The sequence below is a fragment of the Cryptosporangium arvum DSM 44712 genome, assembly GCF_000585375.1.
GTDB lineage: Bacteria > Actinomycetota > Actinomycetes > Mycobacteriales > Cryptosporangiaceae > Cryptosporangium > Cryptosporangium arvum.
Genome location: NZ_KK073874.1, coordinates 8262047 through 8280161, shown reverse-complemented (window position 1 = coordinate 8280161; position 18115 = coordinate 8262047). Strand labels below are relative to the sequence as shown.

Genomic DNA, 18115 nt, shown 5'->3' with positions numbered 1-18115 from the left:
GACCGGCCGCTATCCGACCAGTTCGTGCTCCGGGCAGTCGGTCCGGAGCTCGGTGAGGGGCAGCGGCATCTGCAGCAGCTCGCACCGGTGCGGAGCGGCCGGATCGGGGTACACGTCGGGCCGGAAGAACCGGCACGTCGTGCACGTGCGCGCGACGCTGATCGCGCCCCGGCGCTGCAGGTCGGCGATGACGCGCAGCAGCGTGTGCAGCGTCGTCGCCCGGTCCTCCACCGGCAGGACGGAGAGCGCTTCGAGTAGCGAGCCGTCCCACCCGCTGAGCTCCTCGGCGACGGTGGTGCCGAGCTCGGTGAGCGTGAGCACACGTCGACGCCCGTCCGAGCCCGGTGAGCGGGTCAGCAACTGCTTGCGTTCGAGCGCGGCCACGGCATCGGAGACGGTGGGTGTGGTGACGTCGAACTCGCCGGCGAGCGCGTTGACCTCGCGCCGGGCCGGGGGCTGCCGGCTGAGTGCGAGCACGACCTGTTGCTGCAGCGGCGACAGGTTGTGCCGGCGGGCGCTGCGCTGAGCAAGCGCGCGCAAGCCGTTCGCGAGCCGCTCGACGGTATCCGCCAGCCGCCGATCCAGGTCGGCCGTGCCGTCGATCATCTGACCGCCTTCGGTAGGACACGTCATCCTAGCTCGTTAGCGGTTGCTTCCGAGTGCCACCGACCCCGCTCAGCTGCGAGGATGGCCGACTTCGAGCCGGATGTGCCGGAGCGGGGCTCCTCGTCGGATGGGTCCGTTTCGGGTCGAGCCTGCCCAGACGGAGGCGGGAGGACCGGCGTGACCACGGTCTCATGTGGTCGACGTCGCACCGGATGAACTCGGCGGGACGGCCCGGTGTCTGCGCTGGTCACACCGTCGAATCGGCGATCGATCGACGCGTGGAGGACGGAGCGCCGTCCGGCGTCAGTGACCGGAATCCGTCCCTTGCCGCTCGTCCGCCGATCCGGAAGTTAGAAAGGAGTCCTACCTATCAAGGAGTTGACTTGCGTTCGCTTTCGATATTCGTCCTAGCTGTCGGTGCCGCTCTGGTGCTGACCGCGTCACCGGCTCACGCGCTGGCCAACGGCGTCCCGGTGGACGAGGGCAACTTCCAGTTCGCGGCCCGGCTGACGATGACCGGCATCCCGAACTCCGACGGCACTACCCGCGACAGCGGATGTTCGGGCGCGCTCGTCGCGCCGGAGTGGGTGCTGACCGCCGGGCACTGCTTCCACGACGTCGCGGGGAAGCGGGTCGGTGGCCCGGTGCCCTATGACACGACGGTGGTGCTCGGCCGGGTCGAGGCCGACGGTGACGGCGGAGTGGACGTGGCCGTGACCGAGGTGAGGCAGTCCCCGGTCAACGACATCGCGCTGGCCCGGCTGGAGACCCCGGTGACCGACATCGAGCCGATCATGGTCGCCGCGATCGAGCCCGAGGCCGGCGAGCAACTCCGGCTGACCGGCTGGGGCGCTCTGAAAGGTGGCTTGACGACCGCCGCCGAGCATCTGCAGACCGGCCTGTTCACGGTCGCCAGTGTGGACGATTCGACGATCGGCGTGACCGGCGAGGAGCCGGCGCCGGACACGAGCGCCTGCCTGCTCGACTCCGGCGCACCGTACTTCCGGATGACCGAGGCGGGGCCGGAGGTCGTGTCGACCGAGAGCAGCGGCCCGGGCTGCCCGCACAGCGGCGAGGAGACCACGGCCCGCGTCGACGTCGCCGCCGACTGGATCACCGAGACGATCGGCGAATTCTGACCGCGATGATCGACGTTCCCGTCCTGCGCGTTCCGTTCCCGGCCCGGATCAACCCGCACTCCACGACGCTCGGTGCGCGACTGCGCCACTGGCTGCAGCGGTCCGGTCTGGCCACGCCCGAGTTGAACCGGCAGTTCGAGCGGGCGCGCTTCGACCTGCTCGTCGCGTCCCTCTATCCCGCTGCGGGCGCGGAGGAGCTTCGCACGCTGGCCGAACTCGTGGCCTGGATGTTCGTGTACGACGACCATTTCGACGTGCACCGCCTGGGTGGGTCGCCCGCCAACGCGGCCAGGGCCGCGGACCAGGTGTCGGCGGTCCTGGCCGGTGCCCCCGCGTCCGGACCGTTGTTGACCGCGTTGAGTGATCTGCGCAGGAACCGGCTCTCCGCCGTGCCCGCTCCACTGCGCCAACGCCTGCTCGGTCATCTCGACGACTACTGCCGGAGCCTGGTCCGCGAGCTCGAGTTCCGGGCAGCGAACCGGATTCCCGCGCCGGGGGCCTACTTCGACCTGCGCATGAACACGTTCGCCTGGCCGGTGCTCGCGGACCTGGCGGAGTTCGCCGACGGGATCGTCCTCCCGGCGGCCGTGCGCGACAGCCCGGAATTCGCGGCGCTGCTGTCCACGTCCGGGCACCTCATGATCGTCATCCAGGATCTGCGCTCGCTCGACCGGGAGCTCGCGAACGGCGAGTCCCACAACGTCGTGCTCAGCCTGCGTGAGGAGCGACGGTGCAGCCTGCCGGAGGCGGTCGAGCTGGCCCACCGGATCTTCGTCGAACGGCTGGGTGAGTTCCTGAGCCGGCGCGACGCGGTGCTGGTGGCGTTCGACCGGCTGGCTCTCGACGATCGTGCGCGGCGGGCCGCCGCCTCCTACGTGGTCGGTCTGGAACACCTGCTCAGCGGCCACCTCGCCTGGTACGCCCGCACGGACCGGTACGGCCGTGCCGGAGCGCTCGAGAGCCTCGGCGGAACCGACGACCTGATCTTCGAAGGGATGGACCGATGACCGATCTCGCGGGCCGGAAGGTCGTCGTCGTCGGCGCGGGCATCGCCGGTCTGACCGCGGCGTTCCGGCTGACCCAGGCCGGAGCCGACGTGATCACGCTCGAAGCGAGCGATCGCGTCGGTGGCCGGATGCAGTCCGAACGGGTGGGCGACTACCTCCTGGACACCGGCGCGTCGGTACTCACGTCGTCGTACGTCCAGATGAAACGCCTCATCGCCGACGCCGGCCTGACCAGCAAGGTCGTGCCGACCAGCGGGCTGATCGGCACGCTCAGGGGCACCGACGTCCATCGGGTCGACCCGGCGGCCCAGTGGCCGGTGGGGGAGCTGGTGCGGTCCCGGCTGCTCGGCCCGGGATCGAAGCTGAAGGCGATCCGGCTGCTCCGCGACGTCCGGCGGGCCCGGTCGACGCTCCGCTGGGACGACTTCTCCGGCGCGACCGACTGGGACGAGTCGGCCGAGGACTACAGCAAGCGGCGCCTCAACGAGGAGCTGCTGGAGTACGTCGTCGGCCCGCTCGGCCGCGCCATGAACCTGGTCGACGCCGATCAGTTCACGATCGGCCTGGTGCTCTTCACGATCCAGCACTACCTGCTCGGAGGCTCGTACTTCAACTCGCCCGAGGGGATGTCGTTCCTTCCGCTCGGGCTGGCGAAGGACCTGGACGTGCGGCTGGGCTGCCGGGTCGAGCACGTCGAGGTGACGGGCGACGAGGTGCAGGTCACGTGGCGGGCCGCGGACGGGGCCGAACGCACCGAATCGGCCGACTACTGCGTCTTCGCCGTTCCCGCGCTCGACCTCCCGCAGATCTTCCCCCAGATGACGCCCGAGGCGCGCGACTACTTCACGACGCTCCGGCTCGTCCGCAGCATCCAGGTGATGTTCGGACTCACCGAGCGCCTGCCCGAGGAGGCGATCTGGGTGAACGTCCCGAAGTCCGAGCATCGGGACCTGTTCGTGTGGATCAACGATCACCGCCGGGCGCCCGGGAGAGCCCCGGACGGGAAGGGGCTGATGACGTTCTCCTGGCGGGACCAGTGGTGCCGCCGGCACTGGGAGGCCGACGACGTCTCCGTCGCCGACGCCGCCCTCGGTGAGATCGCGAAGCTCGAGAGCCTGCGCGGTCTGGCCGGGCGGGTGGAGATGTCGTTCGTGAAGCGGTGGAACCCCTGCGCGCCGACGCGCTCCCCGGGCAGCACCGCGGCGCTGGGGCGCTTCCTCGGAAGTCGGTCGCCGGCGGACCGGGTCCTCTATGCCGGCGACTACTTCTCGGCCGCCACCACCAACACGTCGTTGAGCTCGGGGGAGCGCGCCGCGCGCCAGATCATCGGGGCGTAGCGCTGGGAACCACGTAGGGGAACGTCTCCGACCGGGTCGCCGCGGTCTGGTCCGCGGTGAGCCCGGTCGTCACCGCACTGTTGGTGACGAGCGAGAACATCACCTCGGGGGCGTTGTCGGCCAGGTGCCTGCCGTTGAACCCGGCGAAGCCGAACACCGCGGGCGTACCGACCCGGTACGGCAGGGTGTCCGGGGTCAGCCGATCGGTCACCGCCGCCGCGTACGCGTCCGGCCGGGACGACGTGCCGCGCCGGGCCACGACGCCGGCGATCAGGTCGGTGATCGTCTTGGCGTAGTTGACCCGGTCGTCGGCCGGGTGGGTCTGGTCGGCCTCGCTGGCGACGTCGCTCTCGGCGTCCCGGAAGATCGGCCACATCATCGGCAGGCCGGCCCGGTTGATCTGACGCCAGCCGCCGGCGTCCGTGGCCAGCTTCGCGACGCTCCACACCCGGAGGTCGCGGCCGAGCGCGACCACGGAATCGGTGTGCGGGAGCTGGAGCACGATGCTGTCGACCGCGGCCCCGGCGAACGTGTTCTCCGCCGCCGAGTAGCCGGTGATCGGGACGTCCTGGCCGTGCTGGACCGCCTGGTCGACCGCCCCGAGCAGCCGGAGGTCGAGGTAGAACGGCTCGGCGGCGCGGCCGGCCCAGACCCGGAGGCCGTCGGGGCCGTCGATCGCCTGGCCGGTCCGGCCCTCGACGAGGGTCGTCCCGGTGGCGTCATCGCGCCCGGCGTCGTCACCGTCGAGGCGGTCCAGGCGGTACGTCTGCTCTCCGTCGGCGGCTTCCGGGTCGAACGTGACGCGGAACGTCAGCGACTCCCGGTCGGCGTCGCCCTGGTGGATCTTGAACTCGTACCTGCCCTCGGGGTGGAAACCGGCCGGGCTGTCGGCGCCGGCCAGCGAGGTGCGGACGTTCATGACCAGCACGGTCGCGTCGTCGACGTCGAAGACGTACTGGTCGGTGATGTTGAGTCGGGGGTCTTGACGGGCCAGCGGTGAATCCAAGTGGTGGGACATGGGCCCAGCATGCCACGATCTCGATAGGAGTCCTACCAACTTGAGGAGCATATCGCCGTGACTTTCAGCAACGCGGGCGTTCTGGTGACCGGGGCCGGCTCCGGGATCGGCCGGGCGACCGCGGCGCACCTCGCTTCGCTCGGCGCCAGGGTCGTCGTCGCCGACATCGACGTCGACGGCGGTGAGCGGACCGTCGAGACGATCCGCGCCGACGGCGGCCAGGCCACGTTCGTCCACGCGGACGTCGCCGACCCGGACAGCGTCGACGCGTTGATCGATCGCTCGGTGCGTCACCTCGGCGGCCTGGACCTGGCCGTGAACAACGCGGGGATCGGGCACGCACCCAGCGACCTGCACGAACTCCCGATCGAGACCTGGGACCAGGTGCTCGGCGTCGACCTGCGTGGCACGTTCCTGTGCCTGCGGGCCGAACTCAAGGTCATGGTCGACGCCGGGCACGGCAGCGTCGTCAACATGGCGTCGAACGCCGGGCTCAAGAACGCGCCCGGGATGGCGGCGTACACCGCGGCCAAGCACGGCGTGATCGGCCTGACGAAGAACGCCGCGCTGCAGTACGCGCGCCGCAACATCCGGATCAACGCGATCTGCCCGGGCACCGTGCTGACCGCGGGGCTGGCCGCCTTCCCGGAGGAGAACCAGCGGGAGTGGGCCGAGCTGATCCCGATGGGCCGGATCGCCACCACCCAGGAGATCGCCCAGGCCGTGGCCTACCTGCTCTCCGACCAGGCCGCGTTCATCACCGGCATCGGCCTGCTGATCGACGGCGGCCTAATGTACGACTGAGCCCCACGCCTCCTACGACGCCGCGGCGGCCACGCTGTTCTGGCGGCAGCTGTTGCAGGCCAACCGCGTGCTCGGCGAGGTCGCGCGGGCCGCACCCGACCCCGACCGCGCCATCGCGGAGTTCCTCCGCACCACCTACGACGCGGCCGCCGACCTCGGCCGCTGGGACCGCGCCGCCCTGGAGGACAACCCCCAGCGCTGGGCCCGGTGAAGTCCGCCGGCTACTCCGCGGCCTCGTCGGCGTCGAGCTCCTCCAGACGCAACGGGTCACGTCCGTCGAACACCACGAGCACGCCCTCCGGGTCCGGAGCGCCCTCGGCGAACCGCACCACCCACTGCTCTCCGGCGTAGAACGTGATCTCCGGCGAGGTCAGCTCGGCCGCCTCCGGGAGCGTCTCGGCCGCCAGCCCGCGCGCCGCCGCGACGTAGTGGTCGACGTCGAACAGGACGTCGGCCAGCAGGAACAGGTCGACGTCGGCGAGGTCCTGCCCCTTCTCCAGCAGGATGCTGAACCACTCATCGGTCAGGAAGCGCCACAGCACGATGTCGTCGGGCCCGTCCTCCGGGTCCAGCAGGAAGCGCAGCGCCTCCACGGTCGAGGCGTCGATGCCCGCCCGGGCCTCGGCGCGGGCCGGGTCGGCGTCGAACGCGTCGATCGCCTCCCGGGACGGGAAGCTGAGCAGGTGCGCCTCCGCGCTGCCGTCGGCCGACTTCTCCCGCCGCTCGACGAGCGCGCCGTGACTGGGGAGCAGGCCCAGCACGGCGTCCTCGTAGCGCGTCAGGGCCGGAGCCTGATCCGCCGGGACACGAATGAAAGCCACCATCGTCAGGCCGGTCATACCCAGACCCTATTCGCCGGCGTCTATCGGGTGCTCTCCCGCTCGACGATGTGCGCCTTGGGAGCCTCGTACACGTCGCCGTCGGATCCGCCGCGCATCGCGTCGAGCACCGCCCCGGCCGCGATCTCGCCGATCCGGCCGACGTCGTGGCTCATCGCGGACAACGCCGGGACGGCGAGCTGGCACTGGGCCGAGTCGTCCCAGGCGATCAGCGAGAGGTCGGCGGGGACCGTCAGCTTCTGCTCGGCGATCGCTTCCAGGCCGCCGATCGTCATGAGGTCGTTGTCGTAGACGATCGCGGTCGGCCGGGGAGCGCCCGCGGTGAGCAGCTCGGTGGTGGCGGTCCGGCCGGACTCCAGCGAGTAGTCACCCTCGGCGCTCGTCAACGTCAGGCCACGCGCCGCGGCCTCCGACTCGAAGCCACCGCGGCGCAGCTGGGAGTGCGCGAACGAGAGCGGCCCGCTGACCTGCCCCAGGACGGTGTGGCCGCGCTCGGCCAGGAACCGGACCGCCTCCCGCGCGAACCCGGCGTCGTCGGTCCACACCGTGGGCAGGCCGGCCGCGGTGGACGGGTCGCCGATCACCACCCCGGGCAGGTCGAGCCGGCGGACGAGGTCCACGCGGTCGTCGTCGGGCCGGAGGTCGACCAGGACGACGCCGTCGACGCGCTGCTGGGCCGACCACTGCTCGTACGTGGCGTTCTCGGCCGCCCGGTCGGTGACGATCTTGACCAGCACCGAGATGCCCGCCGGGGCCAGCACGCGCTCGAGCCCCTCGATGAACTCGTGGTAGTAGGGCTCCTCGCCGAGCGTCCGGGAGGCCCGGGCCAGCACGAGCCCCACCCGTCGTGGCACCTGCATCACGAATGTCCTCCCGTTCCCGACGCCACCGGTAATCATGGCGGTGCGGGCCCGGGCCCGCACCGCCGTGCCGGTCGACTACCCGATCCGGACCTCGCCCTGGTTGAAGACCTGGGGGAGGAAGTACGCGGCCTGGATCTCCGCGTTGGTGTTGCTGCCCTTCAGCTGCTCCGACCAGACCATGAAGTACGACCACTTCGGCTGGGCGGAGAGCAGGGCCGCGGTCGGCACCTTGCCCATCTCGGCGATGGCGATCGGCTTGCTCCCGGCGATCGACAGGATCTGCTGGTAGTCGCCGGCCGACGGGTGGTTCTTGTACCAGGCGTCGAGCGTCACCACGTCGACGTAGCTGCTGCCCGGGTAGTAGCTCGCCCAGCCACCGGCCGGGTTGTCCTGCACGTTCCACACCCAGATCAGGTTGGTCAGGCCCTGGCTGGTGAAGTAGTCACGCATCTGCTGGAAGAGCTTCGCGCTGCCGTTCGCTCCCGGGCGGTGGCCCCACCAGTTCCAGGCTTCGTTCATCTCGTGGAACGGGCGCCACAGCACCGGGACACCGGCGTCCCGGAGCTGTCGGAGATAGGGCACCACGGCCGCCATCTGGTTGCGCCACGCGGTGGAGAGCGCGGTTCCCGGCGTGACGATCTGCTGGAACTGCGCGTCGCTGATCGTGGTCTTGACGCCGCCCTCGAACGCGCAGGTGGCGCCGACCGTCGGCGAGCAAGCGTGCCAGGTCAGCGCGACCAGCGAGCCGTTCTTCCACTCGGTCTTGGCCTGGTTGACCACGGCCTGGCGGTTGGCGACGTCGGACGGGTTGAACTGCATCTCGCCGCCCCACAGGCCGGGCCACTGGCCGGTCACGTCGCGGGCCTGCTGGGAGTACTGCTGGGGTGCACTCGCCGGTTCCTTGTTGTGCTGGCCGCTGACGATGTTCTTCCCGGTGATCGACTTGAGGTAGCCGACGACCGTGGCCGGCGACGCGGCGGGAAACGCGTGGGCGGGGGTGGTGATCGCGACCGCGGCGACGGTGACGAGCGCCGCGGTCAGTGCGGTGAGCAGTCTCATGAGGAACGGATCCCTTCGAACGGGGCGCGGTGGGGTCAGGATTCCCGCCCCGCTTGCCGTTCGTCAATCTAAGAATTATTAATTTAATTTACGTCTCCAGCTGCGGATGGTCGGGCTCAGGCCGGCTGGCCCGGGGTGTGACCAGGGGCGATCGACGCTTGAACGACGAGCGCGGCGGCACCGATCGCGGCCGCGTCACGCGGCTGAGCCGAGAGCTCGACCGAGACGACGTGCCGCTGTCGGGAGTGGACCCGCGCGCTCAAGTGATCACGCAGCCGCCGGGCGTAGATCGAGCCGGCCACCGCGACGCCGGGGCCGGTCAGCACCAGACGACCCAGGTCGAGCAGGTTGACCATCGAGGTGGTCGCCACGCCCAGCCAGTCGGCCGCCTGGTCCAGGAGGCGGCGCGCGTCGGCGTCGCCGTTGACCGCGGCCCTGGCGACGGCGTCGTAGGCGCTCGCGTCGCTGCCGTCCAGCGGTAGCCGGGCCCTCAGCGCGGGGTCCTGCCGCGCCGCGGTCACCGTCGCCCGGGTCGAGGCGTACTGCTCGACGCACCCCTGGTTACCGCACGGGCAGGGCCGTCCGTCGTAGTCGATCGACGTGTGGCCGAGTTCCCCGGCGCCGAACCGTTCACCCCGGAACAGCGCGCCGCCGAAGACAAGCCCGGCGCCGATCCCGGACGAGAGGTAGATGCACCCGAACGCCTGGTCGCGCGACACCCGGCGGCTCCAGAACTCGCCGAGCGCCGCGGCGGCGGAGTCGTTCTCCACCAGGACCGGCACGCCGGCGCGCTCGCTGAGCTCGGTGCGCACGCTGGTGAGCTCGGGTGAGGCCGCGGGGACAGTCCCGGCGGCCGTCGTGCCGGGCGTCGGCGCGGGCGCGACCACGGCCAGGCCCTCGATCCGGCCGCGCGGGATGTCGAGGCCGTCGGTGAAGTCGCCGAACCGGCGGGCCAGGTGCTCCACGAGCCGCCCGTCGTCGGCGGGGCGGGGCACGACCTCCCGGCCGACCACACCTCCGGTGAGGTCGACGGCGACGCACGTGACCGTGTCGGCTCCGAGGTGGAAGCCGATGCCGAGCCGGTTCGCCGCGCTTATCGCGATGAGCTTGCGTCGCCGGCCGTGCGTCGAGTCGGCCGAGCCGATCTCGTGGATGATCCCGTCGGCGATCAGGTCGCGGACGATGTTGGAGATCGACGGCTGGGTGAGCCCGGTCAGCTCGGCGAGCTCGCCCCGGCTGATCGTCACCGCCGACCGGACAGTGTCGACGACGAGAGCCCGGCTTCCGGGGCCGGCCGCGGGCGCTTCTCGGCGTGCCATCAGGGGTTTTCTCCACATTCCTCGCACCGAGAACGGGGCTTCCGCTCACGCGTACCGTACCGGGCCCGCCCCCGCGATCCCGCCTGGGCTTTAGATAAATTAGTAATCTAATCTTGACACGGCAGCGACGAACGTCCCATGCTGGCCCCCTCTTCACCTGGCAGAACGGGACCCCTGGGCATGATCACCAGAAGGAACTTCTTAGGGCTGAGCGCCGCCGCCACGGTCGCGCTGGTGTCCGGCTGCACCGGCGGCGCCGAGGACGGGGACGCCGGTGGCGGCGACTTCTCCGGCGACGTCAGCGGCACGGTCACGATGCTCACCAACCGCACCGACCTGGTGAGCACGGTGCTGCCCGGCTACGCGAAGAAGTTCGAGGCCAAGTACCCGGGCACGACCGTGAAGTTCCAGGGCGTCACCAACTACGACGGCGACGTGACCACGCAGCTGTCCGGCGGCGACTACGGCGACGTGCTGCTGATCCCCAACGGGGTTCCGGTCGGCGAACTGGGTCAGTTCTTCGAGCCGCTGGGTGCCCTCGACGACCTGCGCGAGAAGTACCGCTTCACCGACGAGCGGGCGTTCGACGGCCAGGTCTACGGCCTGTCGCTGGGCGGCATCGCCAAGGGCGTCGTGGTCAACAAGCGGATCTGGGCGCAGGCGGGCGTCACCGCGCCACCCCCGACCCCGGAGGCGTTCCTCGCCGGGCTGCGCGCGATCAAGCAGAAGACCGCAGCGATCCCGTACTACACGAACTACAAGGACGGGTGGCCGCTGAGCGAGTTCAACAACCACCGGGCGATCCTGAACGACCCGGCGATCTTCGAGGAGTTCCCCACCGACCGGGCACCCTGGCAGCAGGGGAAGGTCCAGTACGTCACCGACGGCCTGCTCTTCGACATCGTGCACGGCGGGCTCAGCGAGAAGGACCCGGTGACGACGAACTGGGAGAGCTCCAAGACGATGCTCGCCGCCGGCCAGGTGGCGACGATGCTGCTCGGCTCGTGGGCGGTGCCGCAGATGCAGGCGGCCGCGAAGACGGCCGGTACCGACCCGGCCGACATCGCGCTCTGGCCGTTCCCGTTCCGCACCGGCGGCAAGTTCCACGCCGAGATCACCGCCGACTACTCCGCCGCGGTCAGCCGGAACTCGAAGAACAAGGCAACCGCGAAGGCGTTGCTCGACTGGATGGTCGACGAGTCCGGCTTCGCGGCGGACCAGCAGGCGATCCCGCCCGCGCTGGCCCAGCAGATGCCCGCGGTGATCGAGGACTTCCAGAACACCGGCGTCGTCCTGCTCGACCTGCCCGCGGCGACGAAGAACGCGGGCAAGGAAGACGAGATCATCAAGGAAGCCGAGATCGACCTGACCGGGAACATCTACCGGCAGAAGCTCGTCGACATCGCCCGCGGCGCGGCCGACGGCAGCCGGCAGTCCTCTTTCGACGACCTCAACCGGCGGTGGGGCGCCGCGCAGGCCAAGGTCATGAAGTGAGGTGGCTTCGCCCGTGGTGCTACCTCGGGCCCGCCCTGGCCCTGCTGATCACGTTCACGTACGTGCCGGTCGGCAACATGATCTGGTACAGCTTCCACAGCTGGAACGGCCTGAGCACGACGATGGAGCCGGTCGGCGTCGACAACTACGTCCGGGTCTTCACCGACGAGCAGTACTGGCGGGTCTTCCTGATCAGCCTCTACTACTTCGGGGCGTCGTTCGTCCAGATCGCCATCGCGCTCTACTTCGCGGTTCTGCTGTCGTTCAACGTCCGCTTCCGCTCGCTGTTCAAAGGCATTCTGTTCTTTCCGTACCTGCTCAACAGCGTCGCGGTCGGGTTCGTGTTCCTCTTCCTGTTCCAACCCGGCGGCACGCTCGATTCGCTGCTGCGCCTGGTCGGCCTGGGCGAGCACACCCAGCTGTGGCTGGGTGACCCCGACCTCGCCAACGTCTCGCTCGCCGGTACCTCGGTCTGGCGGTTCACCGGGCTCAGCTTCGTGCTGTTCCTCGGCGCCATCCAGTCCATTCCGGGGGAGATCTACGAGGCCGCGGAGATCGACGGCGCCGGCCGCTGGCACCAGTTCCGGCACATCATCGCGCCGGGGATCCACCGGATCATCAGCCTCTCGTTCATCCTGGCGATCTCCGGCAGCCTGTCGGTCTTCGAGATCCCGTTCATCATGACCGGCGGCGCGAACGGCACCACGACGTTCGTCATCCAGGCGTACCAGACCGCGTTCGGGTTCCGGAAGATCGGCCTCGCGTCGGCGATGGCCGTCGCACTGCTGGTGATCGTCCTGCTCGCGACGTGGATCCAACGACGGCTGCTGCCGGACGAGGAGGTGACGCTGTCATGAGCCGCATCGGCAAGTACGGCTCGCTCGTGCTGGCGTCGTTCGTCGTCCTCCTGCCGCTCGTCGTCGTGCTGTTCGCCTCGCTCAAGACGCACGCGGAGTACAACCGCACCGGCCCGCTCACCCCGCCGCGGAACTGGTTGAACTTCGCCAACTTCGCCACCGCCTGGACTGAGGGCGACATGCTCCGCGGCTTCCTCAACACGACGATCATCCTGGTGGTCTCGCTGGTCGGCACGGTCGCGGTCGGCACGCTCGCCGCCTACGCGATCAGCCGGTTCGCGTTCGCGTTCAAACGGCTGGTGCTCGGGCTGTTCCTGGTCGCCGCGCTCGTGCCCGGCGTCACCACGCAGGTCGCGACGTACCAGATCGTCAAGTCGATGGGGCTCGTGGACACGCTCTGGTCGGCCGTCGTGCTGTTCACCGGCACCGACATCGTGTCGATCTACATCTTCATCCAGTTCATCTCGGCCATCCCGATCAGCCTCGACGAAGCCGCCGTGCTCGACGGGGCGTCCCGGTTCACCGTCTACCGGCGGGTGATCCTCCCGCTGATGAAGCCGGCCATCGCCACCGTGGTCATCATCAAAGGCATCGCCGTCTACAACGAGTTCTACATACCGTTTCTGTACCTGCGATCGCCCGAGCTGAACGTCATCTCGACGGCGCTGTTCCGCTTCAAGGGCCCGTACGGCGCGCAGTGGGAGACGATCGCGGCCTGCACGATGATCGTCATCCTGCCCACCGTCGTGATCTTCCTGCTGCTGCAGCGATTCATCTACAACGGCGTCACCGCCGGAGCAACCAAATGAGCGAGGACCCGATGATTTCCGAGCAGGATCTCGGCGGCGCGTGGACGCTGTCGTCGGACGGCGGCGCGGCCGCGTCCGCTGCCGTGCCCGGTTGCGTTCACACCGATCTGCTCGACGCCGGGCTCATCCCCGATCCGTTCCTCGACGACAACGAGAACGCGGTCGCCTGGGTCGGCCGGACCGACTGGAGCTACGAGCGCGACGTCGCGTGGCCGGGCCCGAAGCCGGAGCGGATCGACCTGGTCTTCGAAGGGCTCGACACGGTCGCCGCGATCGAGTTGGACGGCGTGGCCCTCGGGACGACACGCAACATGCACCGCTCCTACCGGTTCGACGTGACGCCGCTCGTCGATGCGGCGCCACGCCCTCTCCGCGTGCGGTTCACGTCGGCATACCGGGAGGCCGAGGCCCTGCGTGAGAAGCTCGGGGCGCGACCAAACGCCTACCCGGAGCCGTTCAACTTCATCCGCAAGATGGCGTGCAGCTTCGGCTGGGACTGGGGCCCCACGCTCGTCACCGCGGGCATCTGGCGGCCGGTGCGGCTGGAGGGCTGGAGCACGGCCCGGCTGGCCACCGTGGTTCCGCTCGCGACCCATCGCGACGGCGTCGGCCGGCTGGCCCTGACCCTCGACGTGGAGCGCACCCGTGCGCGCGACCTCCGCGCCCGGGTGCTCGTCGACGGCGCGGAGATCGCCGCGCTGGAGCTCCCCGGCACCACGACCGGTGCGCGGTCCACTCTCGACGTCGGCGGCGTGACGCCCTGGAGCCCTCGTGGTCACGGCGAACCCACGCTCCACGACCTGACCGTCGAACTGCTCGACGGCGACGTCGTGCTGGACCGGTGGCACCGCCGCACCGGGTTCCGCACGGTCGAGATCGACCGGACCGGCGGCGGGTTCGTGTTCCACGTCAACGGCGAGCCGGTTCTCGTCAAGGGCGTCAACTGGATCCCCGACGACGTCTTCCCGTCCCGGATGACCCGCGAGCGCTATCGGCGACGGTTGCGTGAGGCGGCCGACGCCGGCGTCAACCTGGTGCGGGTGTGGGGCGGTGGCATCTACGAGGACCGCGCGTTCTACGAGACCTGCGACGAACTGGGCCTGCTGGTGTGGCAGGACTTCCTGTTCGCCTGCGCCTGCTACCCCGAGGAGGAGCCGCTCTACTCCGAGGTCGTCGCCGAGGCCCGCGAGAACGTCGTCCGGTTGGCCGCGCACCCGAGCCTGGTCACCTGGAGCGGCAACAACGAGAACCTCTGGCTGTACGAGGCGATGGGCCGGGCCACCGGGCAGAGCTGGGGCGAGAAGTACTACCTGCAGACGCTGCCGGCAATCGTCGCCGAGCTCGACCCGTCCCGGCCGTACCAGGCCGGAAGCCCGTGGCCGGGCCGGACCGACCTCCCGCCGAACGACCCCGACCACGGCACGTTCCACTCGTGGGAGGTGTGGAACCGGGAGGACTACGAGAACTACCGGAACTCGGCGCCGCGGTTCGTCGCCGAGTACGGCTGGCAGGCGCCACCCGCGTGGCGGACGCTGCGCGACGCGGTGTCCGACGAGCCGTTGCGCCCCGACTCGCCCGGCGTGCTGCACCACCAGAAGGCCGAGGACGGCAACGGCAAGCTGGCCCGCGGGCTCGCCCCGCACTTCGGTGTGCCCGACGGCACCGACGCCTGGCACTACCTCGGCCAGCTCAACCAGGTCCGCGCCGTCCGCACCGGCGTCGAGCACTGGCGCTCCTGGTGGCCGCACACCGGCGGCAGCATCCTCTGGCAGCTCAACGACCTGTGGCCGGTCACGTCGTGGGCCGCGATCGACGGCGCCGGGCGTTACAAGCCGCTCTACTTCGCACTGCGCGAGCTGTACGCCGAGCGCGCCCTGACCATCCAGCCCCGGGACGGCGGTCTCGTCGTCGGCGTGCTCAACGACAGCCCGCATCCGTGGACCGGCCGGGTGAGCGTCGAACGGCAGGGCACCGGCGACCGGCACTCCGCGGACGTGGAGGTGGCGCCCCGGTCGGTGGAGCTGGTGCCGGTGCCGGGCTCGTTCGCCGACGCGGAGTTCCTGGTGGCCCGGTTGGACGACGAGCGTGCGTTGTGGTTCGGCGTCCCGGACAAGGACTTCGCCTACCCGGACGCCGAACTGGCGGTCACCGTCGAGCCGGTTCCGGGCGGGCTGGACGTCCGGGTCGAGTCGGCCGCGCTGGCGCGTGACGTGCTGCTCCAGGCCGACCGCATCCACCAGGCGGCGGTGGTCGACCGGGGGTTCGTGACGTTGCTGGCCGGCGAGTCGGTCGTCTTCCACGTCCGCGCACCGGTCGATCTGGACCCCGGATCGGTGTCGGCGCCCTGGGTGCTCACGGATGTGGCGTCGGTGCTGAAATCACACGCATGACACAACCTGCGGGGGCTCGACGGTACGGACCCGAGGTCGGGGAGCCTCCGCCCGCGGTCGACCCGCGGCGCTGGGGGAGCCTGATCGGCCTGATCGGCGGTCTGGTGTTCGTCGCCGGCTACTCCGGCGTGTTCGGAACGGTCGCCCACGTCGCCGCCTGGGTGGCCGGGGCGGCGCTGGTGCTGGCCGCGCTGCTGGCGCTCTACGTGTGGCCGGTGGCGTTGGGGCCGATGGCGCGTCCGAGCCGGCGCGCGTTGGTGATCTACGTCGCCTGCGTCGTGGGCGAGCTCGCGCTCATCAACGTCGGCTCGCGGGTCCTGACCGCGGCCGACCGCGGGGAGCTGCGCCCGGCCCTGATCGCCACCGTCGTGGGGCTGCACTTCATCCCGTTCGCCTGGGCGTTCCGGGAACGGATGTTCTTCTGGCTCGGCGGCCTCGTCGGTGGACTGGGCGTGATCGGCCTGCTGATCGGCGCCGTGGGCGTCGAGCACGCCGCCGAGGCCCTGGCGGTCGCGTCGGGGCTCGCCATGCTGATCGTCATCACCCTCTACGCCCGGGGCCGCTTCGCCCCGGCGTGATGCGGCCGGCCGTGGACGACGGGGTCACTGCCCAGGGTGATCTCCCGCGCCGGCGTGGTCGCCATACCAGTCGAGGACGAGCAGGGAGGCGTCGTCGGCGAGTGCGGGGCCACCGGTGGCGAGCACCGCGTCGGTGAGCGCGCGCACGACTTCACGCGGATGGGCATCGGCGAAGGCCAGCAGGGGCTGGTTGAGGTCGACGACGGATCCTCGGCGTTCGAGCATGCCGTCGGTGAGCAGCACGAGGCGGTCGCCCGGCCGCAGCGTCATCTCGGTCGTGCGGTACTGCTGCCCGCTGCGGATCCCGAACGGCAGATCGATCGGCAGCCGGAGCTCCTCGACGACCCCGCCGCGGACGAGAAGCGGCGGGATGTGCCCGGCGTTCACCAGGTGCAGGCGGCCGGTGTGCAGGTCCAACCGGGCGATCAGGCCGGTCGCGAACCCGAATCCGGCGGGCGGATGGTCCTTGAGCGTCTGGTTCGCGAAGGCGGCCTGTTCGGTCAGGGTCCGGCCCAGCCGGCGGCTGTTGCGGAGGCTCCCGACACTCAGCGAGGCGAGCAGGGCGCTGTCGACCCCGTGCCCCATCGCATCGGTGATGCTCATGTGCAGGACGTCGCGGGCCAGGCTGTAGTCGAAGGTGTCCCCACCGACGGTCGCCGCAGGCTCCAGCCACGCGGACAGCGTGAACGCGGCGGCTTCGCAGGTGAACGCGCTGGGGAGCAGCCGGCGCTGGATCTCGGCCGCCAGGTTGAACGGTGTGGTGCGCTGGCTCCACTCGAACAGGTCGGTGTGGCGCCGGGCGGCGATCACCACGTACGCGAGGACGTGGGCGCCCCGGCCGACCGCGTCCAGGGCCGCCTCGTCGGGTTCGGCCGGGAACGTGAGCTCCAGGACGCCGATGGTCTCGCCCCGCTCGGTGACCGGCGCGGTGACGACGTACGTGCCGTCCGCGCCGGGTTCGACCTGCACGCGCTGGGAACGCAGCGCTCGTTCCTGCGGGCCGCCGTCGAACGGCAGCACGGTCGCCGCCTCCCCGTTCCGACGGCCGGGGTCGGCGGCCGCGAGGTCGGGCAGGTGGACCATGCGTACCAGTGCCCGGCCGCCCAGATCGGCCACCAGGAACGAGGCCGCGGTGGCTTCGATGCCGACGGCAAGCCGGCGGGCGACCACCTGCACGGCGTCGACGGGCGCCGCCTTCTCGACGGCGAAGAGCATCTCCCACAGGTCCGCGTCCGAAACGCCTTTGATGCTCACCGGGCGAGCATAGGTACGGATGTGCGGCCACGACGGGCGGAGTAGCGAAGCTCGATCCGGTTGATCAGAAAATCTGTGCTGACGGAACTAGACATGCTCCGGACGACGGACTAAATTCGGCCGTAGCAAGAAACAGTCGAGAGGGAAGGGGTCCCACACCGTTCGGATCGGCCCGGGCCGGATTTCGAGGCCGGGCACCGTAGGTTCCATCGATTGAGAGGTGGTCTCCGGTCACGCTGATGCGATCCTCGCGTCCTGTGCCGCACGATTGGGCCGGCGCGAATAAGAGAGCCGATGTAGTCGATCGGTAGATGGTGTTTTTGACCCGTGATCCTGGGCCCCGGCGCTTACCGCGCCGGGGCCCAGACGTGGAGGTTGCATGGCCCGAGAGCACGACGACATGTTCGGCGACGACGATTTTCCGGCCTACACCATGGGCCGCGCGGCCGAGATTCTCGGCACCTCACCGGGATTCCTGCGCAGCCTCGGCGAGGCGAAGTTGATCACCCCCACACGTTCGGCCGGCGGGCACCGCCGCTTCTCCCGGCACCAGCTCCGGCTCGCTGCCCGAGCCCGCGAGCTCGTCGATCAGGGCATGGCCCTCGACGCGGCGTGCCGCATCATCAGCCTGGAAGACCAGCTCGAGGAAGCGCTGCGCCTCAACCGGGCCGCCAACGGCGAGGAGTGACCCGCCCGGATCGGGCGGCGCGGATCAGGCGCAGCCACCTCGGACGGACGCGGA

The 18115-nt window shown here is 70.4% G+C and carries 17 protein-coding genes and 1 pseudogene; 11 read left to right on the top strand and 7 right to left on the bottom strand.

Features of this window, described 5'->3' with window-relative positions; all coding sequences use genetic code 11:
• Positions 1-9 precede the first annotated feature (9 nt).
• Entirely contained in the window at positions 10-606 is a 597-nt protein-coding gene (locus tag CRYAR_RS37795) for a MarR family winged helix-turn-helix transcriptional regulator (protein ID WP_035858005.1), read from the bottom strand.
• 383 nt (positions 607-989) lie between these two features.
• Here CRYAR_RS37795 and CRYAR_RS37790 point away from each other — a divergent pair, with 383 nt between their 5' ends.
• From CRYAR_RS37790 to CRYAR_RS37780, 3 genes are read left to right on the top strand one after another with little or no spacing between them, the layout of a single operon-like run.
• Positions 990-1745 carry a S1 family peptidase gene (locus CRYAR_RS37790; RefSeq protein WP_035858002.1) on the top strand — a complete coding sequence of 252 codons (756 nt, stop codon included), beginning with the start codon at positions 990-992 and terminating at the stop codon, positions 1743-1745.
• A 5-nt stretch (positions 1746-1750) separates the two neighbouring features.
• The gene (locus tag CRYAR_RS37785; RefSeq protein ID WP_035857999.1) at positions 1751-2752 is read left to right on the top strand and encodes a terpene synthase family protein; all 1002 of its coding nucleotides are present in this window, start codon (positions 1751-1753) and stop codon (positions 2750-2752) included.
• Positions 2659-4089 carry a protoporphyrinogen/coproporphyrinogen oxidase gene (locus CRYAR_RS37780; RefSeq protein ID WP_157018381.1) on the top strand — a complete coding sequence of 477 codons (1431 nt, stop codon included), beginning with the start codon at positions 2659-2661 and terminating at the stop codon, positions 4087-4089. Before CRYAR_RS37785 ends, CRYAR_RS37780 begins: the two co-directional genes overlap by 94 nt.
• Here CRYAR_RS37780 and CRYAR_RS37775 read toward each other — a convergent pair.
• Positions 4076-5107, bottom strand: coding sequence for a DUF4331 family protein (locus CRYAR_RS37775; RefSeq protein WP_035857994.1), 1032 nt, complete (start codon positions 5105-5107; stop codon positions 4076-4078). The two genes, CRYAR_RS37780 and CRYAR_RS37775, sit on opposite strands and share 14 nt — an antisense overlap.
• 57 nt (positions 5108-5164) lie before the next feature.
• Between CRYAR_RS37775 and CRYAR_RS37770 the strand changes: the two genes are divergently transcribed.
• Entirely contained in the window at positions 5165-5911 is a 747-nt protein-coding gene (locus tag CRYAR_RS37770) for an SDR family NAD(P)-dependent oxidoreductase (protein ID WP_035857990.1), read from the top strand.
• A gap of 76 nt (positions 5912-5987) precedes the next feature.
• Positions 5988-6122 (top strand): annotated as a pseudogene (locus CRYAR_RS47800) (DUF5996 family protein); the annotation flags it as partial.
• Positions 6123-6132: 10 nt separating this feature from the next.
• Here the strand turns inward: CRYAR_RS47800 and CRYAR_RS44185 are convergent.
• The 4 genes from CRYAR_RS44185 to CRYAR_RS37750 all read right to left on the bottom strand — a co-directional run bounded on the left by CRYAR_RS44185 (position 6133) and on the right by CRYAR_RS37750 (position 9991).
• On the bottom strand, positions 6133-6750 hold the full coding sequence (locus CRYAR_RS44185) for a hypothetical protein (RefSeq protein WP_051571460.1): 618 nt from the start codon (positions 6748-6750) through the stop codon (positions 6133-6135).
• A gap of 23 nt (positions 6751-6773) precedes the next feature.
• Positions 6774-7610: a LacI family DNA-binding transcriptional regulator gene (locus CRYAR_RS37760; RefSeq protein ID WP_211247837.1), complete on the bottom strand. Its 837-nt coding sequence runs from the start codon at positions 7608-7610 to the stop codon at positions 6774-6776.
• 78 nt (positions 7611-7688) lie between these two features.
• Positions 7689-8672: a glycosyl hydrolase gene (locus tag CRYAR_RS37755; protein WP_035857986.1), complete on the bottom strand. Its 984-nt coding sequence runs from the start codon at positions 8670-8672 to the stop codon at positions 7689-7691.
• A 116-nt stretch (positions 8673-8788) separates the two neighbouring features.
• Positions 8789-9991, bottom strand: a complete 1203-nt coding sequence (locus CRYAR_RS37750) for an ROK family transcriptional regulator (protein ID WP_051571458.1) — start codon at positions 9989-9991, stop codon at positions 8789-8791.
• Positions 9992-10171: 180 nt separating this feature from the next.
• Between CRYAR_RS37750 and CRYAR_RS44740 the strand changes: the two genes are divergently transcribed.
• The 5 genes from CRYAR_RS44740 to CRYAR_RS46425 are packed head-to-tail and all read left to right on the top strand — an operon-like array spanning position 10172 to position 16119.
• Entirely contained in the window at positions 10172-11485 is a 1314-nt protein-coding gene (locus CRYAR_RS44740) for an ABC transporter substrate-binding protein (protein WP_035857981.1), read from the top strand.
• Positions 11482-12342 (top strand): carbohydrate ABC transporter permease, encoded by an 861-nt coding sequence (locus CRYAR_RS37740; protein ID WP_211247836.1) that lies wholly within the window; start codon positions 11482-11484, stop codon positions 12340-12342. Before CRYAR_RS44740 ends, CRYAR_RS37740 begins: the two co-directional genes overlap by 4 nt.
• The gene (locus CRYAR_RS37735; RefSeq protein ID WP_035857979.1) at positions 12339-13151 is read left to right on the top strand and encodes a carbohydrate ABC transporter permease; all 813 of its coding nucleotides are present in this window, start codon (positions 12339-12341) and stop codon (positions 13149-13151) included. Before CRYAR_RS37740 ends, CRYAR_RS37735 begins: the two co-directional genes overlap by 4 nt.
• Positions 13152-13162: 11 nt before the next feature.
• Complete coding sequence (locus CRYAR_RS37730) at positions 13163-15541, top strand: glycoside hydrolase family 2 protein (RefSeq protein ID WP_035869424.1); 2379 nt, start codon at positions 13163-13165, stop codon at positions 15539-15541.
• A complete protein-coding gene (locus CRYAR_RS46425; protein ID WP_051571457.1) occupies positions 15538-16119 on the top strand; it encodes a hypothetical protein in 582 nt (193 codons plus the stop codon). Before CRYAR_RS37730 ends, CRYAR_RS46425 begins: the two co-directional genes overlap by 4 nt.
• Before the next feature lie 24 nt (positions 16120-16143).
• On the opposite strand, the gene CRYAR_RS37720 is transcribed toward CRYAR_RS46425, so the two are convergent.
• Complete coding sequence (locus CRYAR_RS37720) at positions 16144-17373, bottom strand: PP2C family protein-serine/threonine phosphatase (RefSeq protein WP_211247834.1); 1230 nt, start codon at positions 17371-17373, stop codon at positions 16144-16146.
• Between the two features lie 400 nt (positions 17374-17773).
• Between CRYAR_RS37720 and CRYAR_RS37715 the strand changes: the two genes are divergently transcribed.
• Positions 17774-18061: a helix-turn-helix domain-containing protein gene (locus CRYAR_RS37715; RefSeq protein ID WP_211247833.1), complete on the top strand. Its 288-nt coding sequence runs from the start codon at positions 17774-17776 to the stop codon at positions 18059-18061.
• Positions 18062-18115: the final 54 nt, after the last annotated feature.